Here is a 23,188-nt window from a genome sequence, read left to right as displayed (position 1 = left end):
CCTGCTAGTGCGAGGGCATGGATCGCGCGGATGTTCTCATTCTTGGCGGCGGGCTGGTCGGCAGCGCGCTCGCGGTTGCGCTCGATGCGCATGGCCTAACCTCTATCGTCGTAGATCCCGCCGATCCCGAGACCATCTTGGGCGCCGGGTTCGACGGCCGCGCCTCGGCGATCGCCAGCGCGCCGATGCGGATGTTCGAAGCGATCGGAGTTGCAGATCGACTCGCCGGCAAGGGCTGCCCGATCGCGGGAATTCGTGTCTCGGATGGGCTCGAACCCGGCAAGCTCGACTTCGCGCCGCGTGAGGATGAAGGCGCGCTCGGCCACATGTTCGAAAACCGAGTGCTGCGGGGGGCGCTGTTCGAGGCTGCGCTGGCTGCACCTCTGGCCGATGTCCGCATGCGAACACGGGCAGTGCACGTCGATCGTAGCGCGACCGGCGTCACTGCGACCCTCGATTCGGGTGGCACCGTTCACGCGTCGCTGCTCATCGCCGCCGAGGGGCGCAACTCACCAACCCGCGATGCAGCTGGGCTCAAGACCGCGCGTTGGACCTACGACCATGCCGCGATGGTCGCGACCTTCGGGCATGCGCGCAGCCACGAGAACATCGCCTTCGAGATCTTCTATCCCGAAGGGCCGTTCGCGATCCTGCCGCTGCTCGACGACGACCACGGCCATCGCTCGGCAATCGTCTGGACGGTCAACGCGCGCGATGCCGCGGGAATGACCAAGATTTCGGATCGCGCCTATCTTGCCGAAGCCGAAAAGAAGATGGGCGGGTTTCTTGGGGCGCTGGGGCCCCTCTCCGGGCGGTTCAGCTATCCGCTCGGCTTCCACCACGCAGCCTGGATCACTGCCGATCGCCTCGCGCTGGTTGGTGATGCTGCGCACGGCATCCATCCGATCGCCGGGCAGGGCGTCAATGTCGGCTTCCGCGACGTCGCGACGCTGGTCGAGGTGCTGGTCGACGGCAAGCGGCTGGGGATGGACCTGGGCGATGCGCAACTCCTCGCGCGCTATCAGCGCTGGCGCGGGCTCGACACCTTCATGGTCGCCGCCGCCACCGACGGGCTGACTCGGCTTTTCGGCATTCCGGGGAAAACCGCGGCTGCAGTACGCCGCTTCGGGCTCAGCGCAGTCGACAAGCTGCCCCCGCTCAAGGACTGGTTCATGGGCGAGGCGCGGGGCGAGAGCGGCGACGTGCCGAAGTTGCTTCAGGGGCTGACGGTGTGATCGACCTTTGGGCGGTTGCGCTAGTCACTATCGGAGCCCCGTGCCCCTGCCACATCACGATGGACGGGATGGATATCGGCATCCCCGATCCGATCGCTATTTGGGTCTCCCCAAGGACGGATGCCGGGTCGCGCTAGCCCAGCCGCCGCGCGTGCTCGACCAGCAACACCGGCACGCCATCGCGAATTGGATAAGCGAGACCGCCCTCTTCCGAGAGTAGCTCCTGCGCAGCCTCGTCATGGCGCAGCCTGGTGCGGGTTGCCGGGCACACTAGCCGTTCGAGCAGCCAAGGCTCGATCATTGCAGCGTCGCGCCTTCTTCGCCGTGGCGGCCGAAGAATTGCATCAGCTGGACGATCAGCGACGCGCGGTCCTCAAGCGAATCGACTTCCAGCAAGGCCTGCTTCGATGCGGCGTCGAACGGCGCAATCTGGGCGATGCCGTTGACCAACGCTTCGTCGTCGAGCCGCGTCACGGCTTCCCAATCGACGACATAGCCGAGCCCGTCGGCGAAGCGGCGCGATTCCATCTCGATCGACGCGCGGCTGCCGAGCGACAAGGTCTCGCTCTCGCTTTGAGACATCAATTCCGCCTCAACCTGGCGGAACGGCGTCACGACGTCGAGTTCGCGCAAGATGGCGAAACGCGCCAGCCCTTCGAGGACGATGTCGAAACGGCCATCGGGCAGCGCCTCTACCTCGGCGATCCGGCCCACACAGCCAATGTCGAACAGAGGCGGCGGTTCCCCCTCGGCGCGCGGCTGGATCATCCCGATCCGCCGGTCGCGCGCGAGGCTGTCGGTCACCAGCGCACGATAGCGAGGCTCGAAGATGTGGAGCGGCAGGCGCGACCGCGGAAAGAGCAGCGCCCCCGAAAGCGGGAACACCGACAGCCGCGTGCTCATCCGAATAGGATCGCGGAGAGCTTCCGGCGCTGCGCCGACACCCAGGGGTCTTCGAGCCCGACCGCTTCGAACAGCTTGAGCAGCCGCGCACGGGCGGCGCCTTCATTCCATTCGCGGTCGTCGCGGATCATCGCGAGCAGCGTCTCCGCCGCCGATTCGCGGTCGCCCGCGGCCATCTGCCCGCCGGCGAGCTCGTAGCGCGCGTCCATGTCGCCGGTCGCGGCCTGCGCGGCAAGCCCGGACAGGTCCTCGACCGGTTGTGCCTCGCGGGCTAGCGCGATGCCCGCGCGCGCCTGCTCGATCTCGGGGCTCTTGGCGTCGTCGGGCAGCGCGGCAAGCGCCGCCTCGGCGTCATCGATGCGCCCGAGCGCGAGCAGCGCGCGCGCCTTGCCCGCGAGCACCGCGACATTATCGGGGGCCATTTCGGCGAGCTGGTCGAAAATCGACAGCGCGCGCTCGGCATCGCCTTCGCCCAGCACCTGCTCGGCCATCGCGATCAGCGGCTCGAGTTCCGCCTCCGCATCGGCAGCCTCGCTCTGGATGGGAAGCTGGCGCAGGATCTGGTCGAGCATCGTGCGCAGCTGAGTCTCGGTGCGTGCCGTGGTGAGATCGGCGACGAGTTGGCCCTGGTACATCGCATAGACCGTCGGGATCGAGCGGACCTGGAACTGCGCCGCGATGAACTGTTCTTTGTCGACATCGACCTTGGCGAGGCGGACGCCCTTGGCCGCATATTCCTCGGCAACCTTTTCGATCACCGGGCTCAGCGCCTTGCACGGCCCACACCATTCGGCCCAAAAATCGATGAGGATTAGGTTCGTCATCGACGGTTCGACGATGTCGCGGCGGAAGGCGTCGACCGCTTCCTTCTCGGCAGGCGTCATTCCAAGCGTGGCCAAGGTTGGGCTCCCATATCAGTTCGCACGCGCCGCGGCCCCAAGGGGGGCGCCGCGATTGCATGCGCGCCTATGTGGGCGCTGATGCCTTCACCGCCAAGCTTTTTCAAAAAGGCGTGCAAGGGGGTTGCGCGACCCGGAACCCGCTGCTAGTGGCCGCGCCTCACCCGCCCCGAAGCGCTTGTCGCACGGGGCCAGACGCCAGAGCGGGCGTAGCTCAGGGGTAGAGCACGACCTTGCCAAGGTCGGGGTCGAGGGTTCGAATCCCTTCGCCCGCTCCAGCGATTTCCTCCGAAATCGTCATTCGCCGAGGCCGAGGTAACGCGCGCTCGCTGCTGTCTTTCACACCAACGGGTGATTCTATAGGTCCGGCGAATCAGCGATGGTTCGCGCCGATGGAGACCCGCATGACTCGCCTTGCCCGCCTCGTCCTTCCGCTGCTGGCCGCGGCCGCACTCACCGGCGCGGCGGAGGCTCCGAGCCATGTCTGGGCGAATCCAAGCAAATCGGTGCACATTCGCTTCGAGCCCTGCGGCGTCAACGTCTGCGGCACGGTGATCTGGGCCAGCGAGAAGGCGATTGCCGACACCCGCAAGGGCGGCGGGGCCGATCTGGTCGGCACCCAGATCTTCCGCAATCTCCGCCAGGTCCGGCCGAATATGTGGAAGGGCAAGGTGTTCGTCCCTGACATCCGCAAGACCTTTGGCGGCACGGTGACGCTGGTTGGCGACGACCGGCTGGTCGGAAAGGGCTGCCTGATCCTCGGGGTCGGGTGCAAATCGCAAGTTTGGACGCGCGTAGCGGACTGACGCGCGGCGCGATCCGGGCTAAGCCGGCAGCATGAGCGCACCCATCAGAATCGGCATCGGCGGCTGGACCTTCGAACCCTGGCGCGGGACTTTCTATCCCACCGGCCTGACGCAGAAGAAGGAACTCGAATATGCCTCGCGCCAGCTGAGCGCGATCGAGATTAACGGCACGTATTATTCTACCTTCAAGCCCGCGAGCTTCGCTGGCTGGGCAGCGGCGGCGCCCGACGGTTTCGTTTTCACGGTGAAGGGCTCGCGCTTCTGCACCAATCGCAAGATCCTGGCCGATGCGGGCGAATCGGTGCAGCGCTTCGTCGGCCAGGGGCTGACCGAGCTCGGTGACAAGCTGGGCCCGCTTTTCTGGCAGTTCATGGCGACCAAGAGGTTCGAGCCCGATGATTTCCATGCCTTCCTCGCCTTGCTGCCGCGTGTGCAGGACGGGGTGACGCTGCGGCACGCCATCCAGGTGCGGCATGCGAGCTTCCAGGTGCCTGAATTCGTCGCAATGTGCCGCGAGGCCGGGGTGACCATCGTCTATGCCGATTCGCCGCAATATCCGGCGATCGCTGACATTACCGGCGACTTCGTCTACGCGCGGCTTGAAGCGGGGGAGGACGAGAATCCGCTCTGCTATCCCGAAGCCGAGATACCGCGCTGGACCGACGCCGCCCGCACCTGGGCGGCGGGGGCAAGCCCGAGGGGCTGCCCTATGTCGAGCCTGAAACGCCGCAGGCGGTGCCGCGCGAAACGTTCCTATTCTTCATCCATGGCGGCAAGGTGCGGGCACCTGCGGCGGCGCAGGAATTGATTTGCCGCCTGGCCAGAAAAGATTAGCCAATTTTAAGTTTGCAACGGGTGCGTAATGATGCACATTTGCACCGTTACCCTTCGGGATCGCGCACCAGAAAATGAAAAGCCGAAGCGCCCGGGCCTTGTCAGCCCGGGCGCTTCGGACTTGCGCGTGACGCCACCATGCGCTCGCCATCGATCACGATCGGGCTCGCAACGCCGGGCACGCCCTCAGGGGCGATACGCATCCCGCGCGACACAACCTGCGGATCGGAAAAGACTTCAGCGAGGGTGTTGATCGGGCCGGCCGGTACGCCCTGGGTCTCCAGCGCCTCATAGAGATCGGCCTTGGCCCATTGCCGGATCGCCGCCTCGAGCAGTGGGATCAGCGTCTCGCGATGCCGTACCCGCGCCGGATTGGTCGCGAAGCGCGCATCCACCCCATAAGGCAGGCCCAGTACGCCGCACAATTTGCGAAACTGGGAATCATTGCCCACCGCGATGATCAACGCGCCGTCTCGCGCGCTGAATGCCTGATAGGGAACGAGATTGGCATGGCCGTTGCCCATCCGATGCGGCACCTTGCCCGATGCCATCCAGTTCAGCGCCTGGTTGGCGAGCACGCCAACCTGAGTGTCGAGCAGCGCCATGTCGATATGCGCGCCAACCCCCTCGGCATCGCGCCGACGCAGCGCCGCCAGGATCGCGACGGCCGAATAGACTCCCGTGAAGATGTCGGCATAAGCGATGCCCGCTTTTTGCGGCGCGCCGTCGGGCTCGCCGGTCAGCGACATGAACCCGCCCATCCCCTGGATGATGAAGTCATAGCCCGCGCGCGGCGCATAGGGACCAGACTGGCCAAAGCCGGTGATCGAGCAGATCACCAGTTTCGGATACAGTGCACGAAGCCGCGCAGGGTCGAGCCCGTATTTGGCCAGCCCGCCGACCTTGTAGTTCTCGATCACCACATCGGCGTCCGCGATCAGCGCGTGCGCCGCTGCTTGACCCTCCGGAGTCGCAATGTCGATTGCCTGCGCAGTCTTGCCGCGATTGGCGGCGTGAAAATAGGCGGCGTCGAGCGGCGCGCCGGCTTCGTCGTAAAGGAAAGGCGGTCCCCAGTGCCGCGTGTCGTCGCCCTCGCCCGGACGTTCGACCTTGACCACTTCGGCGCCGAGATCGGCGAGCAGCTGGGCGCACCACGGTCCGGCTAGGATCCGCGCCAGCTCGACGACCTTGATGTCCGACAGCGGCTTCATTGTGCCGGCCGGCGTATCTCGTAGACGATCTGCGCTGCCGGGCCGGTCGGATAGTCGCGCACCAGCCGTTGGGCACGCTCGACGCCGCCGATCTTGCGCATCGCACCTTGGGAGCGGAGATTGCCCTCACCGACGAGGAACAAGGCGGTCTCCACAAAGGCGTGGATATGGTCGAGCATGAGCTGCTTGACCTCGCGATTATAGGCGCCGCCCCAATAGTCGCGCGCGAGGAAGGTCCAGCCGATCTCGATCTCGTCGCGCTCCGGAACATGGCCGTAATAGCGGCTCGCGCCGATCACCGCGCCGTTCGTCTTGTCGAGGATCGTGAGCCCGCCGCCACAGGCGAGCGCGTCCTCGAAATAGCGGCGGAACACCGGCTCCTGCCATCGGTCGTGCGCGGGGTGGAGTGCCCAGATCAGCGGATCGCGGGCGACGGCGAACAGCGTCTCCCAATCGCCCGCCACGGTCGGCCGCAGCACTACCCGCTCGCCAGTCAGCGTCGGCTGCAGGTCCATCAGAACGCGGCGATCCCGGTGATCGCGCGGCCGAGGATCAGCCCATGCACGTCGTGGGTGCCTTCATAGGTGTTGACCGTCTCGAGGTTGATCGCGTGGCGCAGCACATGGAATTCGGCCGAGATGCCGTTGCCACCATGCATGTCGCGCGCGACGCGGGCGATATCCAGCGCTTTGCCGCAATTGTTGCGCTTGATGATGCTGATCGCCTCGGGCGCCAATGTCCCTGCGTCGAACATCCGACCGCAGCGCAGCACCGCCTGCAAGCCCAGCGCGATCTCGGTCTGCATGTTGGCGAGCTTCAATTGCACCAGCTGATTGGCGGCGAGCGGCTTGCCGAACTGGGCGCGGTCGAGCGTATATTGCCGCGCGGCGTGCATGCAGGCCTCGGCGGCACCCATGCTCCCCCACGCGATGCCGTAGCGGGCACGGTTGAGGCAGCCGAACGGACCCTTCAATCCCTGAACCTCGGGCAGCAGCGCGTCTTCGCCAACCTCGACGCCGTCCATCACGATCTCGCCAGTGATCGAGGCGCGCAGGCTCAGCTTGCCTTCGATCTTGGGGGTCGAGAGGCCGGCCATCCCGCGTTCCAGCACAAAGCCCTTGATCCCGCCGCCATGCGCGTCGCTCTTCGCCCATACGACGAAGACATCGGCGATTGGCGAATTGGTGATCCACATTTTGGTGCCGGTCAGGCGATAGCCGCCATCCACTTTCTCGGCGCGGGTGCGCATGCTGCCGGGATCGGAGCCGGCATCTGGCTCGGTCAGCCCGAAACAGCCTACCCATTCGCCGGTGGCGAGTTTGGGGAGGTATTTCTGCCTCTGTTCCTCGGTGCCATAGGCATGAATCGGGTGCATCACGAGGCTCGACTGCACCGACATCGCCGAACGATAGCCCGAGTCGACGCGCTCGACTTCGCGCGCGACCAGCCCATAGGCCACATAGCCGAGTCCGGCGCCGCCATAGCTCTCGGGGATCGTCGCGCCGAGCAGGCCAAGCGCACCCATCTCGGACATGATCACGCGGTCGAAGCGTTCTTCGAGATAGGCGCTGGTCACCCGCGGCAGCAGTTCGCCCTGCGCATAGTCGCGTGCGGCATCGCGGACCATCCGCTCCTCGTCGGTGAGCTGCGCGTCCAGATCAAACGGATCCGCCCAGTCGAACCGGCCCATTCCAGCCATCTCTCTCTTACCTTCTTTTTGTTGTGTCAGTCCGCCGGCGCGGGTTCGGGCGCCGGGGCGGCGGGGGCTGCTGCCGTCGGGGGAGCCGCGGGTTGTTGGAGCGCGGCGCTCTCGATTTCGGCAAGGCCTTGGCGCGCGGCGATGTAGCGCTTGGCAGCGGAGATCCAGCTCTCGGCACTGGGTGCGCCCGGCATGTGCGCGACTTCGGCCAACGCCGCCTCGACATCGCCCTGGTTGAGCGCGCGGCGGGCGCGGCGGATGCGGTCGGACGTGCGCGGGCTCGGCGAATCGGCCTGGCGCAGCACGACGAGGTCGCTCAGCAGCCGCCGCGCGCGTGCCCACAGGCTGTCGTCAGGATTGGTGCGCAGTCGCGGCGCGATCGTCTCGAGCGCAAGGCGGAGGTCCTCGAGCGTCACCGGCTGCCCGGCGGCATTGAGGATCGCGCCCACGGCATCGGGGTTCGATTCGGCGAAGCGCAGGCGAAGCTGGGGTTCGAGCGGGCCGAGCGGCTGGCCGCGTTCGATGGCGCGGCGCACACTGGCAGCGATCAGCAGCCGCTCGGCTCGGCTGGCATAGAGCGACGCAGTGCGCGCGCCGCCATCGACGTCGCGCAGCCGCAAGGCGAGCTGATCGAGCCGTGCGGCAAGCTCGCTTTCGCGTGCATTGAGCGTCGCGAGATCGGTGCCGGGCGGCGGCGCCGGGAGCTGCACCGGCTGGACATTCAGGGGCAGCGGCGAAAGATTCGGCGCAGAGTGCAACCCGCCGGCAAGTTGGAAGGCGGCCGCGGTGACCGCCACGCCGCCGATAAAGGCAATGCCGCCAACGAGGTAGCCGGTGCGCCGCGGGGCGCTATCGGGTTGGGGGGCCGCGAAGGGCTCGTCGCTCATGGCTCCTTTTCGCCGTACCGCCCGGCGCGGTCAATCGGCGAGCGCGATGGCGGCTTCGATCATTGCCTCGGCGCTGGGGCGGGCGGATACGTGGATGCGTTCCCAGGCTTCGCCGCAAGCCCGTGCCGCCGCCTGGCTTACGGCGACGATTCGGATCGTGATGCGGACTTCCGGCGCGAGCAATTCGGCGAGTCTCGCCCCGGCGCGTGCCGACTGCACTAGTGCAATGCCGTCTTCGAGCTGCAACAGCGCTTCCGGGGGGATCGGCAGGGCCTCGCTGGCATAGACGGTGTGGATCTCGGCGATCGGCCCGCCGGGGGCCAGCGTGCGATCGCGCCCGGCAAGATGGAGCGCGCGGGTGAAGCGACCTGCGGCGAGAAGCGATTCGACCCCCGAATTGCCTGCCGCCACCACGTCGAGCCCTGCGCGCCGGGCCGCTTGCGCAGTGACCTCGCCCACCGCATGCACCGGGAGCGGTGCAAAGGCTCCCAACTGGGCACCGGCGTGGCGCACCGCATTGGCGCTGGTTAGCAAGAGTGCGTCGAACCGCGAAGGATCGGGCGCCTGCCAGGAAACCGCGCGTATCTCGAACAAGGGTAGGCGAATCGCCCTGCGTCCCCGCGCCTCGATTGCCGCGGCAGTGGCACGGTTGCCCGGCTCCGGGCGGAGCACCACGATCGCGCGGTTCATCCGCCGAACAGCCGTCGCACGTCGATGGGGGCGCGGGCGAGCAGGTCCTGCGCCACTGCGGTGGGGAGCCCGGCATCGTCGGGGCCGCCCTCGATCTGGGCATGGACGTGGTGCGCGCCGTCCTCGCTCAGCAGCTCGGCTTCGATCGTCAGGATCGCGCCTTCGATCCGCGCCAGCGCTGCTACCGGCGAGTGGCAGTCGGCGCCCAGCGCGGCGAGCAGCGCGCGCTCGGCGGCGATGCAGGCATGGGTGGGGATGTCGTCGATCGCGGCGAGCAGCGTGCAAGTCTTTGCATCCTCGGCGCGGCATTCGATGCCTACGGCGCCTTGCGCGGGCGCGGGAAGCATCACGTTGAGGGGGATCGGCGTTCCGACGTCATGGCGTCCCAGTCGTTCGAGCCCCGCCGCCGCGAGCAGCGTCGCATCGGCTTCGCCCGCCGCCAGCTTGGCGAGGCGGGTGTCGACATTTCCACGGAAGAGCACGGGAACCAGGTCGGGGCGCAGCTTGCGCAATTGGGCGGCGCGGCGAGGCGAACTGGTGCCCACCCTCGCTCCTTGGGGCAGGGCGTCGATCGAGTCGGCGCCGATCAGCCGATCGCGAACATCGGCGCGCGGCAAGATCGCGGCAATCGCGATGCCGCCGGGACGGATGGTCTCGACGTCCTTCATCGAATGCACTGCCGCGTCGATCTCGCCGGCGAGCAGCGCGCGGTCCAATTCCTTCGTCCACAATGCCTTTCCGCCGATTTCGGCAAGCGCGCGATCCTGCACCTTGTCCCCAGTGGTGCGGATCACGACGATCTCGATAGCGGCGGGGGCGAGGCCATGCGCGGCGGCGAGCGCATCGCGCACCAGTCCGGCCTGGGTGAGGGCGAGCGGCGAGCCGCGGGTACCGAGACGAATAGGGGGCATGGCTTGTGCTGATGCCCTAACGGCTTAGATGGATGCAATGGCGCTCATCCTAGGCATTGAATCGAGCTGCGACGAAACCGCCGCCGCGCTCGTCGACAGCGACGGCACGGTTCGCGCGCACAAGCTCGCGCGCCAGGAAGCGGCGCACCGTCCCTATGGCGGCGTCGTTCCCGAAATCGCAGCCCGCGCGCATGTCGAGATGATCGGGCCCTTGGTCGAGGCGGCGCTCGACGAAGCGGGCGTGACGCTCGACCAGGTCGATGCGATCGCTGCGACCGCAGGGCCGGGGCTGATCGGTGGCGTCATGGTGGGGCTGGTCACCGGCAAGGCGCTGGCGTTGGCGAGCGGCAGGCCACTGATCGCAATCAACCATCTCGAAGGCCACGGCCTGTCGCCGCGGCTGGCCGAGCGCGATCTCGAATTTCCCTATCTGTTGCTTCTGGTCTCGGGCGGGCATTGCCAGCTGCTGCTCGTCGAGGGCGTCGGCGCCTATCGCCGGCTCGCGACGACGATCGACGATGCCGCGGGCGAGGCGTTCGATAAGACCGCCAAGCTGCTCGGGCTCGGCTTTCCCGGTGGCCCCGCAGTCGAGAAGGCGGCGGAGCACGGCAATCCCAGGGCGGTGCCGCTACCGCGCCCGCTCGTCGGATCGGGCGAGCCGCATTTCTCCTTCGCCGGCCTCAAGAGCGCAGTCGCGCGCGCCGTCGGCCAGCACAGCGCACAGGATATCGCCGCGTCGTTCCAGCAGGCGGTGGTCGATTGCCTGGTCGATCGCACCCGGATCGCGCTCGCCAAGGTTCGCCCGACCGCGCTGGTCGTCGCCGGCGGGGTGGCCGCGAACTCGGCCGTCCGCACCGCGCTCGAAAGCCTCGCCGCCGAAAACGACCTGCGCTTCGTCGCGCCGCCCCTGTGGCTGTGCACCGACAATGCCGCGATGATCGCCTGGGCCGGCGCCGAGCGCTTCGCCGCCGGGCTCACCGATCCGCTCGACGTGCCCGCCCGCCCACGCTGGCCGCTCGATCCCGATGCGGAGAAGGTGCGCGGCGCCGGAGTGAAGGCATGAAGATCGGAGTGATCGGCGGCGGCGCCTGGGGCACTGCATTGGCGCAGGTTGCGGCGCGGGACGGCGAGCCCGTGCTGCTTTGGGCGCGCGAGCCCGACGTGGTCGACAGCATCAACGCCGGGCATGAGAATCGCGCCTTCCTCGCCGGCGTGCCGCTCGCCGAATTGATCCGCGCTACTGGCAACCTCGCCGATCTTGCCGGGCTCGACGCGCTGCTCGTCGTCGCGCCTGCTCAGCATGTCCGCGCCGTGCTCGCCGCCGCGCCGATCGGCAGCACGCCGCTGGTGCTGTGCGCCAAGGGTATCGAAGCCGGGAGCAAGCTGCTCGTCGGCGAAGTCGCGCACCAGGCCGCGCCTGATGCGCCGATCGCCGTGCTGTCGGGCCCGACTTTCGCGCACGAAGTGGCCGCCGGGAAACCCACCGCGGTTACGCTTGCCTGCGAGGATGAGGCATTGCGCGCCCGGCTCGCCGATCGGCTCGCGCGCCCGGGGTTCCGCACCTATGGCTCGGCAGACGTCATCGGCGCGGAGATCGGTGGCGCGGTCAAGAACGTGCTCGCGATCGCCTGCGGGGTGGTCGAGGGGGCGGGCCTGGGGCTCAATGCCCGTGCCGCGCTGATCGCGCGCGGCTTTGCCGAGATGACGCGCTTCGGCCTCGCGCGCGGCGCGCAGGCCGAGACGCTGACCGGCCTGTCGGGGCTCGGCGACCTCGTGCTCACTTGCTCGTCGACCAATTCGCGCAACTTCTCGCTCGGTGTCGGACTGGGCCAGGGCAGGAGCGCGGCCGAGCTGCTCGCCGATCGCCGCACCGTTGCGGAGGGCGCGCATACCGCGCCGGTGCTCCGCGCCGCCGCCGCCGATGCCGGGGTCGACATGCCGGTGACCGCGGCAGTCAATGCGCTGCTCGAAGGCGCGGCGATCGGCAGCGTGGTCGAGGCGCTGCTGTCGCGCCCGCTCAAGGAAGAGCTGTGAAACGCTGGGCGGCACTGCTGCGCGGGGTCAATCTCGGTAAGCGCAAGCTGCTGTCGAAGGACTTGCAGGCGGTGGCTGAAAGCCTGGGCTTCGCGCGCGTCGAGACGTTGCTCGCCTCGGGCAATGTCGTGTTCGACACCAATTTTCCCGGTCCCGAAATCGAAGCGAAGCTTGAGGCAGCCCTGCTGGCGCAGGGCCTGAAAACCGATGTCGTGGTGCGCGACCTGGAGGCGATGCGCGCGGTGATCGCCGCCAACCCCTATCCCGAAGCCGCTTCCGATCACCCGAGCCACATGCTGGTGACCTTCCACCGCGATCCGTTCCCTGCCGAAGCTCTGGAACGGCATGGCGGCCTGCACCTCGGCCCCGAACTGCTCCACGCCAACGGCCGCGAACTCTACAGCGACTATCGCAGCCAGCAGGGCATGCGCGATTCGAAGCTGCTCCAGACGATGAAGAAGGCTAAATTCCCTGCCGTCGCGACGGCGCGCAACTGGAATACGGTCAACAAATTGGCGCTGATGCTCGCCGACTAGAAGTCGACGGCGACGCCCTTGCGCTCCCAATCGCCATAGCGTGTCGGGTCAAGCGGATCGGGCGTATCCGTTGCCGGTGCGGGCTTGGGCACCGGCGGGCTCGGCGTCAGATAGGCGGGCGGTTTCACATTTTCGGGACGCTGGGCCATAGGCGGGAGATCGTCGTTCGAGTCCCAGAGGTCAAGTGCAGCCACCGCGTCCCAAGTCCGATCCCCCTGGCGTGCCCGCGCGCCGGGCCGCGCTCAAGCTGCTCGACGCGGTATTGCGCCGCGGCCTCGCGCTCGAACAGGCGCTCGATTCATCGACGCAGGGGCTGGCGCCGAACGATCGGGGCCTTGCCCATGCGATCGTCGCCGAGGCGCTGCGCCGCCTGCCCGATCTCGATGCGCTGATCAATTCGGCAACGCGCCAGCCCTTGCCCGATGACGCCAAGGCGCGGTTCGCGCTGCGCATCGCACTGGTCCAGGCGCTTGCCCTCGGCACGCCGGGCCATGCCGCAATCGCCACAGTGCTGCCGCTCGTCGATGGCGGGCCCCGCAAACTCGTCCACGGCGTGTTCGGCACGCTGTCGCGCCAGGGCGTTACACTTCCGGAGCCGCCGACGCTTCCCGATCCGGTAGCGCTGCGCTGGCACGCGGCTTGGGGCGACCAGCTGATCGAGGATGCCGAGCGCGCGATCGCCGCGCCGCCGCCGATCGACTTGACCCTGCGCGATCCCGGCACTGTCCCCGAGCTGGAGGGTGAAAGCCTCGCCCCGGGCCATCTTCGCCTTGCCGAGCGCGGCGCGATTCCGGCGCTGGACGGATATGCCGAGGGCGCCTGGTGGGTGCAGGATCTTGCCGCCTCGATCCCCGCACGGCTGCTCGGCAAAGGTGCCGGCACTGCGCTGGATCTCTGCGCGGCGCCCGGTGGCAAGACGCTGCAGCTCGCTGCATCGGGCTGGGACGTGACGGCGGTCGACATTTCCGAAAGTCGTCTGGCGCGACTTCGCGAAAATCTCGAGCGCACCGGGCTCGATGCGAAGATCGTCGCGGCCGATCTGCTCGCCTGGCAGCCTGCCGCGCCGGCCGACGCGGTGCTGCTCGACGCGCCGTGCAGCGCCACCGGCATTTTCCGCCGGCATCCCGATGTGCTCCACCGCGTCCGCCCTTCGCTGATCGCCGAGATGGCCGCGCTCCAGGCGCAGCTGTTCGCGCGCGCAGCCGATTGGGTGGCGCCGGGCGACACCTTGGTCTTCTCGACCTGTTCGCTTGAGCCGCAGGAAGGCGAGGACCAGCTTGCGCGCTTTCTCGCTGCGCGATCGGACTATGCGATCGTCCCAGTGCGCGAAGACGAATTGCCCGAAGGCATCACGCCCCGCGAGGACGGCACGCTTCGCCTGCTTCCCGGCATGCTCGCCGACAAGGGCGGACTCGACGGCTTCTTCATTGCGAGGCTCCGGCGCGACACGGCGTAGTTGCGTGCAATTCGCGCCATGCTAAGGACCGCATATGGCCGCCGTTCGCATCGCTCCATCGATCCTCTCCGCCGACTTCGCCAAGCTGGGCGAGGAAATCCGTGCCATTGATGCTGCGGGGGCCGACTGGATCCATGTCGACGTGATGGACGGACATTTCGTGCCCAACATCACGATCGGCCCGGCGGTGATCAAGGCGCTGCGGCCGTGCACGAAGAAGGTCTTCGACGTGCATCTGATGATCACGCCGGTGGATCCGCTGCTCGCTGCCTTTGCCGATGCGGGCGCGGACATTCTCTCGGTGCATCCCGAATCCGGCCCTCATCTCCATCGAACGCTCCAGACGATCAAGGATCTGGGCAAGCGCGCCGGCGTGGTGCTCAATCCCGCGACGCCGATCAGCGCGATCGATCATGTTTTCGACCTGGTCGATCTGGTGTTGGTGATGAGCGTCAATCCGGGCTTCGGCGGACAGAAATTCATCGATAGCCAGCTGGCCAAGATCTCCGAGCTGCGCCGCCGCATCGATGCCAGCGGCCGTGCGATCGATCTCGAAGTCGATGGCGGGATCGACCGGTACACCGCGCCGCGCGCGATCGCCGCGGGTGCTGATGTGCTGGTCGCCGGCACGGCGAGCTTCGCCGGCGGATCGCGCCAATATCAAGTGAATATCGAAGCGCTACGCGGCGGGTGAGCGGCGACAAACCCGATTCCGGCGCCGACGGGATCGAGGCAGGCAAGCGGCTCGTGCGCATGGGCGGCGACCGGGGATTGAGCCTCGCCGATCGCATCGCCGAGCGCCTCCAGCGGATGAGCTGGGCCACCCCCCTGCACGCGGTGCGGCTGCGCGGCCGCTATCCGCTCAAGCTGATCGCGGTGCCCGAGGATCCGTTCTTCGGCGATGTCGAGCGCGGCAATGCGCTGCTCGACGGTGTCGCGACCTTCCGCGGCGAGGCCCGCGAGATCGAGGCGATCGATTTCGCTAGGCCGGACTGGTCGCCGGCCTTCACCGAATATCTCCAAAGCTTCGCCTGGCTGCGCGACTTGTCGAGCGTCACTACCCGGGCGCGCGGCGCGCCGATCGCCGAGGCGATCATGCGGCGCTGGCTCGATTGCCATGGCGAAAAGATCTCCGACACCGCGTGGCGCGCCGACCTGTGGGGCCGCCGTGTCCTGTTCTGGACCGCGCATGCGCCGCTGATCCTGTCGTCTAGCGATCTCGTCTACCGGTCGAGCGTGCTCCATGCGCTGGCGCGGGGCGCGCGGCATCTCTATCGCACGGCTGACCGCGTCCAAATCGGCCTGCCGCGGCTGGCCGCCTGGTGCGGGGAGATCACTGCGGGTCTCGTGATGCCGGGCGGTGATCCGCGCCGCGCGATCGGCGAAGCCGGGCTCAAGCGCGCGATCGACCAGTCGGTATTCGAGGATGGCGGCGTCGTCTCGCGCTCGCCCGCGGCCCAGCTCGAGGCAGTGCAGCTGCTGACCATGCTCGCCGAGGCCTATGGCGCGCGCCGGCTCGAGCCGCCGGCGATGCTCCAGTCTGCGATAAACCGGATGGTCACCGCCCTGCTCGGCGTCTGCCATGGCGATCGCGGGCTGGCGAGCTGGCAAGGGTCTGGGCCCGTGCCTGGCGAAGTGATCCAGCAGGTGATCGAGGGGACGGGCGTGCGTACCCGCCCGCTCAAGCAGGCGCGCGAATGGGGTTATCAGCGCCTTTCGGCCGGTGGCACCGTGCTGATCATCGATGCCGCGCCGCCGCCGCTGGCGCGGCTGGTCGAGGGCGGTTGCGCTTCGACGCTAGCGTTCGAGTTTTCCGATGGCGAGCATCGGCTGGTGATCAATTGCGGTGGCGCGCGCGCGGCCAATGCCCAACTGCCCGCGGCGCTCACCGAGGGATTGCGCACGACTGCAGCGCACTCCACTCTGGTTCTCGCCGACAGCAATTCCACTGCGATCCACCCTGATGGCACGCTCGGCCGCGGCGTCGTCGAAGTCGAGTTGGCGCGGCACGAGACCGAGAATGGCAGCCGGATCGAGGCGAGCCATGACGGCTATTGCCGGCGCTTCGGCTTCCGCCATCGCCGTGTCGTCGCAGTGTCGCACGACGGCCGGGACATTCGCGGCGAGGACATGTTGCTCCCCGCCGACAAGCGCCGCAAAAAGGCGCCGACGCCGTTCGCGGTCCGCTTCCACCTCCATCCCTCGGTCGAGATCGCCCCCACGGCCGACGGAATGGCCGCGATCCTGCGCACGCCCGCCGGGCATCTCTGGCAGTTTCGCTGCAAGGGCGGCGCGCTCGCCATCGAAGACAGCATCTGGATCGATGGCGACGGCAAGCCGCTGGCCAGCGAGCAGCTCGTGATCAGCGGAGAGACGCCGCCGGGGGGCACCAATCTAAGCTGGCTGTTCCACCGCGCGAAATAGGCGTTCACCGCCTGAATAGGCTTGCCACGCGGCGGTCTATCCTTAGAGGGGCGGGCCATGGACCAGGTCAAGATCAAGCGCGCGCTCCTTTCGGTCTCCGACAAGACCGGCATCGTCGAACTCGGACAGGCACTGGCGGCGCAGGGCGTCGAACTCGTCTCGACCGGCGGCACCGCCAAGACGCTGCGCGAGGCTGGCCTGAGCGTGCGCGATATCTCGGACCTCACCGGCTTCCCAGAGATGATGGACGGCCGCGTCAAGACGCTCCACCCGATCGTCCATGGCGGGCTGCTCGCGGTGCGCGACAATGCAGAGCATGTCGCCTCGATGGAGGAACACGGCATCGGCGCGATCGACCTGGTCGTGGTCAATCTCTATCCCTTCGCCCAGACCGTCGCCCGCGGCGCGGAGCGCGACGAGATCATCGAGAATATCGATATCGGCGGCCCGTCGATGGTCCGCTCGGCCGCCAAGAATCACGATTCGGTCGCGATCCTCACCGATCCGGCCGACTATGCGTTGGTAGAGGGCGGCAGCACGACGCTGGCCGACCGCCGCCGCTTCGCCGCCAAGGCCTATGCCGCCACCGCCGCCTATGACGCGGCGATTGCCAGCTGGTTCGCCTTTGCCGACCAGGGCGAGAGCCTGCCCTCGACGCTGGCGTTCGCGCTGACCAAGGGCGCCGAGCTGCGCTATGGCGAAAATCCGCACCAGTCCGCCGCGCTCTATCTGCCGCAGACCGGCGCGCGCGGGATCGCCCAGGCCGAGCAGCTCCAGGGCAAGGCGCTCAGCTACAATAATTACAACGACGCCGATGCCGCGCTCGAGCTGGTCAGCGAATTCCGCGACGGCCCGCCGACGGTGGTGATCGTCAAGCACGCCAATCCCTGCGGCGTCGCCACCGGCGAAACGCTGCTCGAAGCTTATCAGGCGGCGCTCGCCTGCGATTCGGTCTCTGCGTTCGGCGGCATCATCGCGGTCAACCGCCCGCTCGATCGCGCCACTGCCGAGGCGATGGCCGGCATCTTCACCGAAGTCGTCGCGGCGCCCGCCGCCGATGAAGACGCCCGCGCGGTGTTCGCCGCCAAGAAGAATCTCCGCCTGCTGATCACCGGCGAACTGCCCGATCCGGCCCGCCCCGGGCTGATGCTCAAGTCGATTGCCGGCGGCATGCTCGTCCAGTCGCGCGACAATGGCCGGGTCACCCGCGACCAGCTCAAGGTGGTGACCCAGCGCGCGCCGACCGAGCAGGAGCTGACCGACGCGCTGTTCGCCTGGACGGTGGCCAAGCACGTCAAGTCGAACGCGATCGTCTATGCCAAGGGCGGCAGCACCGCGGGCATCGGCGCGGGCCAGATGAACCGGCTCGAAAGCGCCCGCATCGCCGCGTGGAAGGCCAAGGACGCCGCGCAAAAGGCCGGCTGGGCCGAGCCGCGCACGATCGGCAGCGCCGTCGCTTCCGACGCGTTCTTCCCCTTTGCCGACGGGCTGCTCGCTGCGGTCGAGGCGGGCGCCACTGCGGTGATCCAGCCGGGCGGCTCGATCCGCGACGACGAAGTCATCGCCGCGGCCGACGAAGCCGGCCTGGCGATGGTGTTCACCGGCATGCGCCACTTCCGCCACTAAGGCGGATTACAGCGCGTCCTGTGTCGGCAGCGTCGCTTCGTCGGCGCTCGGCATCTTGCGAAACAGCGCGCGATCCTCGTCGCGGAAGCCGAACTTGATCATCACGAACAGATAGGTGACCAGGATCGCTGGCATGCCCAGGCTGAGCTCGGCCCATTCGTAGTGCTTGGGAAGCGCCGTAAACGCCGCGCCGACAAGGCAGGCGATCGCGATCGCCGCGAAGAAGCTCGGCCGCACGCTCAGCACGGGCGCGCCAAGCAGCCGGCGTAGCAGCGCCGCCTTCGCGACCGATCCCAGCGTCACGGCGACGGCGAGCGCGATCGCGGGGGCCGCCGCCTGCCAGGCAAGCGGCCAAGCATGGTCGCGCGCGAGGATGAGCAGCGTGAAGGTCAGCGCAATCTGCAACACCAGCACGCAGATCGACACGGCCAGATTCTTGTGCCGGGCGATGTAGACCAGCCCGGTCTCGCACACCGCCCCAGTGGAGGCGAGCACTTCGGCGACGAGCAGGATGCACAGCGCGGTCGCGCCGACGACGAATTCGGGACCGATCAGCCCCATCACGCCCTCGGCGGGAATCGAGAACATCACCGCCGCCGCAGCTTGAGCGCTGGTGATCCAGAAGCCGACCTGGCGGATCTGCTTGGCCACGGCCTTGCGATCGTTGCTGGCGAGGCTTTGCGTCACGACCGGGCCGAGGATCGGATCGAAGCTGGTCTTGAGCTTCTGCGGCACCGAGGAGACCTGCTGCGCCATGAAGTAGATACCGACCACGGCGGGGCTGAACAGCAGCCCGAGGATGAAGCGATCGACGTTGCGCGTCGCCCATTCGATCGTATCGGCGCCGGCCAGCGGCGCGTTGCGCCGGGCGAGCGCCGCAAGCTCGACGACGCGCGGACGCCAGCCGATCGGCAGGCCATATTCCTTGACGAAGGGGACGAGCGAAGCGGCGAGCGCCGCGGTCATCGACAGGACATAGGCATAGAGCAGTCCGTCGCGCGCGGAGACGTAGCTGAAGCCCCAGGCGGCGATGCTGATCGTCCAGGGCTCGATGATCGCCCGCGCGGTGACCGACGCGGCGATATTCTTGCGATAGGCGAGTGCGGAAAGCGACACGTCGGACAAGGCGCTGGCGAACACGACCAGCGGCAAGAAGCGCTCAAGCCCCATCACCGGGCTGTTCGGGAACATCGCCTGGGGGAAGGCGATGAGCAGCGCGCTGGTGATCGCCGATCCGATCACTGCGACGATCAGCGAATCCCAGACGACATGGGCGTGCGGACGATCGGTGGTGGACAGCGCCTGGGCGAGCCCGCGCTTCAGCCCGAGCGTTGCTACCAGCGCGGCAAACTCGATGACGAGCACCGCGATGGCGTAGCGCCCGACGATGTCCGGGCCATAAGCGCGGCCGGCGATGAACAGAAACGGCAGCCGCGCCGCGAGACGGAGCAGAAAGCCCAGGATGTTGGTCCGCCCGCCCTTGGCAAGCGTGTTGATATCCTCAGCAGCGGTGTCTTGGCTCAATGCGCGGCGCCCCAGCTCGGACCCACGCCGATCTCGACGCCGAGCGGAACGCTGAGCTTGATCGCAGGCTCGGCCGCGGTGGCCATGACATGGCCAATGATAGCGCGCGCCTTTTCCACATCGCCTTCCGGCAGCTCGAACACGAGTTCGTCATGCACCTGCATCAGCATCCGCACCTTGGGCAGCCCGGCTTCGAGCAGCGCCGGGCCCATCCGCGCCATCGCGCGCTTGATGATGTCGGCGCTGGTGCCCTGGATCGGCGCGTTGATCGCCGCGCGCTCGCTGCCCGCACGCTCGTTGGGATTGGGCGATTTCAGCCGCGGAAAATGCGTCTTCCGGCCGAATAGCGTGGTGGTGTAGCCGCGTGCCTTGGCCTCGTTCAGCGTGTCGGCGATATAGCGGTTGATGCCGGGGAAGCGCTCGAAATAGCGGTTGATCATCGCCTGCGCCTCTTCGACGCTGACGTCGAGGCGCCCGGCCAGCCCCCAGCGCGAGATGCCATAGAGGATCGCGAAGTTGATCGTCTTGGCGCGGCCGCGGGTGTCGCGATTGACTTCGCCGAACAGCTCCATCGCAGTCATGTTGTGAATGTCGTCGCCATTCTCGAACGCGGTGCGCAGCGCCGGCACGTCGGCGATGTGCGCGGCGAGGCGCAGCTCGATCTGCGAATAGTCGGCGGCGAGGATGACGTTTCCGGGCTCCGCCACGAACGCGTCGCGGATCTGACGGCCCACTTCGGTGCGGATCGGGATGTTCTGCAGGTTCGGATCGGTCGAGGAGAGCCGCCCGGTCTGCGCGCCGGTCAGCGAATAGGATGTGTGAACGCGGCCGGTCTCGGGATTGATCTGCGCCTGGAGCGCATCGGTATAGGTCGATTTGAGCTTCGACAGCTGGCGCCAGTCGAGCACCTTGACCACCATCTCACGACCGGGCAAATCCTTGTCCGCCGCAATCCGCTCGAGCTCGTTGACGTCGGTCGAATAGACGCCCGACTTGCCCTTGCGCCCGCCCTTGATGCCCATCTTGTCGAACAGCACGTCGCCCAATTGCTTGGGGCTGCCGATCGTGAACGGGAAGCCGGCGATGGCGTGAATCTCGGTCTCGAGGCTGGCGATTTGCTTGGAGAACTCGTCCGAGAGCCGCGAAAGCACCCCGGCATCGACCTTGACGCCTTCGCGCTCCATCCCCGCGATCACCGAGACCAGTGGGCGGTCGACCATCTCGTAGACGCGCGTGGCGCTCTCATAGGCGAGCCGCGGCTTGAAGCGCTGCCACAGCCGCAGCGTGACATCGGCATCCTCGGCGGCGTAGCGCGTCGCGGCCTTGAGATCGACTTCGCGGAAGCTCAGCTGCTTCTTGCCGGTGCCGACCACGTCCTTGAACGCGATGCAGCTGTGCGAAAGATGCGTCGCCGCAAGCTCGTCCATACCGTGCCCGTGCAGCCCCGCATCGAGATCGAAGCTCATCACGATCGTGTCGTCATAGGGGGCGACGTCGATCCCGCGCTGGCGCATCACGATCAGGTCGTATTTGAGATTGTGCCCGATCTTGAGCACCGCCGGGTCTTCGAGCAGCGTCTTGAGCTTGGCCAGCGCCATCGGCTTGTCGAGCTGCACCGGCTTTTCGGCGAACATGTCGCTGCCGCCATGGGTGAGCGGGATGTAACACGCCTTGTTGGGGGCGAGCGCCAGGCTCACCCCGCACAGGCCAGCGCGCATCGCATCGAGCTCGCTCGTTTCGGTATCGATCGCGACCCAGCCCTGGTGGCGCGCGTCGGCCATCCAGCGATCGAGATCGGCTTCGTCGACAATGGTTTCATAGGCGTCGTGATCGCAGGGCGGGTCCTCGGGCAGGCCGGGCGTCTCGTGCACTTCCACCGGCGCATCGGCCACCGCCGACAGTCGCGCGATCAGCGACTTGAAGCCGTGATGCTCGAGGAAGGCGCGCAGCGGCGCGTCCGGGATGCCCTGGAGTTCGAGCGAGTTCGAGCGGATCGGGGAGAGGCACGTCGCAGGCGAGCGTCACCAATTTGCGCGAGAGCCGCGCCATCTCCGCATGCTCGATCAGATTGTCGCGCAGTTTGCCCTTTTTCATGTCGGGCGCCGCGGCGAGCACGCCTTCGACATCGCCATGCTCAAGGATCAGCTTGGCTGCGGTCTTGGGCCCAACGCCGGGGACGCCGGGGACATTGTCGACGCTGTCACCCATCAACGCGAGCACATCGCCGACCTTTTCGGGGCCGACCTGGAATTTCTCGATCACCTGCTCGCGGCCGATGCGGCGATTGTTCATCGTATCGAGCATGTCGAGGCTGCCGTCCTCGATCAGCTGCATCAGGTCCTTGTCCGAGCTGACGATCGTCACCTGCCAGCCCTGCGCCATCGCTGCCTTGGCATAGGAAGCGATCAGGTCGTCGGCCTCCCAACCTTCCTCCTCGATGCAGGGCAGCGAGAAGGCGCGGGTAGCATCGCGAATCATCGGAAATTGCGGGACGAGATCCTCGGGGGGCGGCGGGCGCTGCGCCTTGTACTTGTCGTAAAGCTCGTTGCGGAAGGTGTGGCTCGACTTGTCGAGGATCACCGCCATGTGGGTGGGGCCGTCGGCCTTGTGCAGGTCGTCGGCGAGCTTCCACAGCATCGTCGTATAGCCATAGACTGCGCCCACCGGCTCGCCATGCTTGTTGGTGAGCGGTGGCAGCCGGTGATAGGCGCGGAAGATATAGCCGGAGCCGTCGACGAGATAGAGATGGGGCATCGCCGCGGGGATAGCCGAGCGGGCGGGCCGGGCAAAGCCTTCACTGCGCCTCGTTAAACTTCATGCTGCGTCGTGAAAGATGATCCCGAGCGTGTGCCGCTGCCCGATATGGACGGCGCTGACGCCGTGGCGCATCGTCACGCGATACTCGCCCTTGCTGCCGCGTACCGGCCGCTGGTTGACCGCGAACACCACCGCATCGCCCTGGGTCAGGGGAACGACTGCAGCGCGGGACTGCGTCCGTGGGCGCTGCTCGGTGAGCACGAACTCGCCGCCGGCAAAGTCGCGCCCCGGGGCGGAGAGCAGGACGGCGAGCTGGAGCGGGAAGACATGGTCGCCATACAGATCCTGGTGCAGGCAATTATAGTCGCCGGTGCCGTAGCGCAGCAGCAACGGGGTGGGCCGCGTCTGGCCGGCGGCATGGCATTCGGCGAGCCAGTCGGCATGGTCGGCGGGAAAGCGGCGGTCCAGCCCGAGCCGGGCGTGCCAGCGATTCGCCACCTCGGCGAGCGGGGGATAAAGCCGTGCGCGAAGATCCTGCACGGAATCGGGCAGCGGATAGGCGAAATAGCGGTATTCGCCGCGGCCAAAGCCGTGGCGGGCCATAATCACCTCGCTGCGAAAGCGCGCGGAGTCGTAGAGGCCGGCCACTTCTGCGCAGGCTGCGGGGTCGAGCAGGCTCGGAAGCACGGCCCAGCCATGGGTGTCGAGCGCCTCGGCGGCAGCGGTCCAGTCAATGTCCATGACGGAGACCTAGCG

The 23,188-nt window shown here is 67.5% G+C and carries 21 protein-coding genes, 1 tRNA gene and 2 pseudogenes; 11 read left to right on the top strand and 13 right to left on the bottom strand.

Annotation, left to right across the window (positions count from 1 at the left end; translation table 11 throughout):
* Window positions 1–17 precede the first annotated feature (17 nt).
* A complete protein-coding gene (locus AB2M62_RS17515) occupies window positions 18–1,235 on the top strand; it encodes a UbiH/UbiF/VisC/COQ6 family ubiquinone biosynthesis hydroxylase (protein WP_404335847.1) in 1,218 nt (405 codons plus the stop codon).
* A gap of 133 nt (window positions 1,236–1,368) precedes the next feature.
* On the opposite strand, the gene AB2M62_RS17510 is transcribed toward AB2M62_RS17515, so the two are convergent.
* The 3 genes from AB2M62_RS17510 to AB2M62_RS17500 are packed head-to-tail and all read right to left on the bottom strand — an operon-like array spanning window position 1,369 to window position 3,022.
* The gene (locus tag AB2M62_RS17510; RefSeq protein ID WP_404335845.1) at window positions 1,369–1,536 is read right to left on the bottom strand and encodes a Trm112 family protein; all 168 of its coding nucleotides are present in this window, start codon (window positions 1,534–1,536) and stop codon (window positions 1,369–1,371) included.
* The gene (locus AB2M62_RS17505) at window positions 1,533–2,138 is read right to left on the bottom strand and encodes an LON peptidase substrate-binding domain-containing protein (RefSeq protein ID WP_404335843.1); all 606 of its coding nucleotides are present in this window, start codon (window positions 2,136–2,138) and stop codon (window positions 1,533–1,535) included. The genes AB2M62_RS17510 and AB2M62_RS17505 overlap by 4 nt, the downstream gene beginning before the upstream one ends.
* Entirely contained in the window at window positions 2,135–3,022 is an 888-nt protein-coding gene (locus AB2M62_RS17500) for a tetratricopeptide repeat protein (protein ID WP_404340011.1), read from the bottom strand. Before AB2M62_RS17500 ends, AB2M62_RS17505 begins: the two co-directional genes overlap by 4 nt.
* A 218-nt stretch (window positions 3,023–3,240) precedes the next feature.
* Between AB2M62_RS17500 and AB2M62_RS17495 the strand changes: the two genes are divergently transcribed.
* The 3 genes and pseudogenes from AB2M62_RS17495 (at window position 3,241) to AB2M62_RS17485 (ending at window position 4,677) form a co-directional block, all read left to right on the top strand.
* Window positions 3,241–3,315: transfer RNA gene (locus AB2M62_RS17495), tRNA-Gly, on the top strand.
* Window positions 3,316–3,441: 126 nt separating this feature from the next.
* Entirely contained in the window at window positions 3,442–3,843 is a 402-nt protein-coding gene (locus AB2M62_RS17490; protein ID WP_404335841.1) for a DUF2147 domain-containing protein, read from the top strand.
* 31 nt (window positions 3,844–3,874) lie between these two features.
* Window positions 3,875–4,677 (top strand): annotated as a pseudogene (locus AB2M62_RS17485) (DUF72 domain-containing protein).
* A 101-nt stretch (window positions 4,678–4,778) separates the two neighbouring features.
* Here AB2M62_RS17485 and AB2M62_RS17480 read toward each other — a convergent pair.
* Genes AB2M62_RS17480 through hemC form a run of 6 tightly spaced genes read right to left on the bottom strand, consistent with a single transcriptional unit; the run spans window position 4,779 to window position 10,075 of the window.
* Entirely contained in the window at window positions 4,779–5,888 is a 1,110-nt protein-coding gene (locus AB2M62_RS17480) for a CaiB/BaiF CoA transferase family protein (protein WP_404335839.1), read from the bottom strand.
* Window positions 5,885–6,403: a GNAT family N-acetyltransferase gene (locus tag AB2M62_RS17475; RefSeq protein ID WP_404335837.1), complete on the bottom strand. Its 519-nt coding sequence runs from the start codon at window positions 6,401–6,403 to the stop codon at window positions 5,885–5,887. The genes AB2M62_RS17480 and AB2M62_RS17475 overlap by 4 nt, the downstream gene beginning before the upstream one ends.
* On the bottom strand, window positions 6,403–7,587 hold the full coding sequence (locus AB2M62_RS17470; RefSeq protein WP_404335835.1) for an acyl-CoA dehydrogenase: 1,185 nt from the start codon (window positions 7,585–7,587) through the stop codon (window positions 6,403–6,405). The genes AB2M62_RS17475 and AB2M62_RS17470 overlap by 1 nt, the downstream gene beginning before the upstream one ends.
* Window positions 7,588–7,613: 26 nt before the next feature.
* Window positions 7,614–8,474, bottom strand: coding sequence for a hypothetical protein (locus tag AB2M62_RS17465; RefSeq protein ID WP_404335833.1), 861 nt, complete (start codon window positions 8,472–8,474; stop codon window positions 7,614–7,616).
* 30 nt (window positions 8,475–8,504) lie between these two features.
* Window positions 8,505–9,164, bottom strand: coding sequence for a uroporphyrinogen-III synthase (locus AB2M62_RS17460; RefSeq protein ID WP_404335831.1), 660 nt, complete (start codon window positions 9,162–9,164; stop codon window positions 8,505–8,507).
* Window positions 9,161–10,075: a hydroxymethylbilane synthase gene (gene hemC / locus AB2M62_RS17455; RefSeq protein WP_404335829.1), complete on the bottom strand. Its 915-nt coding sequence runs from the start codon at window positions 10,073–10,075 to the stop codon at window positions 9,161–9,163. The genes AB2M62_RS17460 and hemC overlap by 4 nt, the downstream gene beginning before the upstream one ends.
* Window positions 10,076–10,112: 37 nt before the next feature.
* Between hemC and tsaD the strand changes: the two genes are divergently transcribed.
* The 3 genes from tsaD to AB2M62_RS17440 are packed head-to-tail and all read left to right on the top strand — an operon-like array spanning window position 10,113 to window position 12,645.
* Window positions 10,113–11,138 carry a tRNA (adenosine(37)-N6)-threonylcarbamoyltransferase complex transferase subunit TsaD gene (tsaD, locus tag AB2M62_RS17450; protein ID WP_404335827.1) on the top strand — a complete coding sequence of 342 codons (1,026 nt, stop codon included), beginning with the start codon at window positions 10,113–10,115 and terminating at the stop codon, window positions 11,136–11,138.
* On the top strand, window positions 11,135–12,109 hold the full coding sequence (locus tag AB2M62_RS17445) for an NAD(P)H-dependent glycerol-3-phosphate dehydrogenase (RefSeq protein ID WP_404335825.1): 975 nt from the start codon (window positions 11,135–11,137) through the stop codon (window positions 12,107–12,109). Before tsaD ends, AB2M62_RS17445 begins: the two co-directional genes overlap by 4 nt.
* The gene (locus AB2M62_RS17440; RefSeq protein ID WP_404335823.1) at window positions 12,106–12,645 is read left to right on the top strand and encodes a DUF1697 domain-containing protein; all 540 of its coding nucleotides are present in this window, start codon (window positions 12,106–12,108) and stop codon (window positions 12,643–12,645) included. Before AB2M62_RS17445 ends, AB2M62_RS17440 begins: the two co-directional genes overlap by 4 nt.
* On the opposite strand, the gene AB2M62_RS17435 is transcribed toward AB2M62_RS17440, so the two are convergent.
* Entirely contained in the window at window positions 12,642–12,794 is a 153-nt protein-coding gene (locus AB2M62_RS17435) for a DUF1674 domain-containing protein (protein WP_404340009.1), read from the bottom strand. The two genes, AB2M62_RS17440 and AB2M62_RS17435, sit on opposite strands and share 4 nt — an antisense overlap.
* Before the next feature lie 35 nt (window positions 12,795–12,829).
* Here AB2M62_RS17435 and AB2M62_RS17430 point away from each other — a divergent pair, with 35 nt between their 5' ends.
* The 4 genes from AB2M62_RS17430 to purH are packed head-to-tail and all read left to right on the top strand — an operon-like array spanning window position 12,830 to window position 18,151.
* Window positions 12,830–14,101 carry an RsmB/NOP family class I SAM-dependent RNA methyltransferase gene (locus AB2M62_RS17430; protein WP_404335821.1) on the top strand — a complete coding sequence of 424 codons (1,272 nt, stop codon included), beginning with the start codon at window positions 12,830–12,832 and terminating at the stop codon, window positions 14,099–14,101.
* Between the two features lie 34 nt (window positions 14,102–14,135).
* A complete protein-coding gene (rpe, locus tag AB2M62_RS17425; protein ID WP_404335819.1) occupies window positions 14,136–14,795 on the top strand; it encodes a ribulose-phosphate 3-epimerase in 660 nt (219 codons plus the stop codon).
* A gap of 59 nt (window positions 14,796–14,854) precedes the next feature.
* Window positions 14,855–16,525, top strand: a complete 1,671-nt coding sequence (locus tag AB2M62_RS17420) for a heparinase II/III family protein (RefSeq protein WP_404340007.1) — start codon at window positions 14,855–14,857, stop codon at window positions 16,523–16,525.
* Between the two features lie 57 nt (window positions 16,526–16,582).
* Window positions 16,583–18,151 (top strand): bifunctional phosphoribosylaminoimidazolecarboxamide formyltransferase/IMP cyclohydrolase, encoded by a 1,569-nt coding sequence (purH, locus tag AB2M62_RS17415; RefSeq protein WP_404335817.1) that lies wholly within the window; start codon window positions 16,583–16,585, stop codon window positions 18,149–18,151.
* Between the two features lie 6 nt (window positions 18,152–18,157).
* Here the strand turns inward: purH and AB2M62_RS17410 are convergent, their stop codons facing one another.
* The 3 genes and pseudogenes from AB2M62_RS17410 to AB2M62_RS17400 all read right to left on the bottom strand — a co-directional run bounded on the left by AB2M62_RS17410 (window position 18,158) and on the right by AB2M62_RS17400 (window position 23,173).
* The gene (locus tag AB2M62_RS17410) at window positions 18,158–19,675 is read right to left on the bottom strand and encodes a lipopolysaccharide biosynthesis protein (RefSeq protein ID WP_404335815.1); all 1,518 of its coding nucleotides are present in this window, start codon (window positions 19,673–19,675) and stop codon (window positions 18,158–18,160) included.
* Window positions 19,672–22,429 (bottom strand): annotated as a pseudogene (gene polA / locus AB2M62_RS17405) (DNA polymerase I). Before polA ends, AB2M62_RS17410 begins: the two are co-directional and overlap by 4 nt.
* 60 nt (window positions 22,430–22,489) lie before the next feature.
* The gene (locus AB2M62_RS17400; RefSeq protein ID WP_404335813.1) at window positions 22,490–23,173 is read right to left on the bottom strand and encodes a 2OG-Fe(II) oxygenase; all 684 of its coding nucleotides are present in this window, start codon (window positions 23,171–23,173) and stop codon (window positions 22,490–22,492) included.
* Window positions 23,174–23,188: the final 15 nt, after the last annotated feature.

The sequence above is a fragment of the Sphingomonas sp. MMS12-HWE2-04 genome, from assembly GCF_044881185.1.
GTDB lineage: Bacteria > Pseudomonadota > Alphaproteobacteria > Sphingomonadales > Sphingomonadaceae > Sphingomonas.
This window is presented reverse-complemented; position numbering and strand designations above follow the sequence as displayed.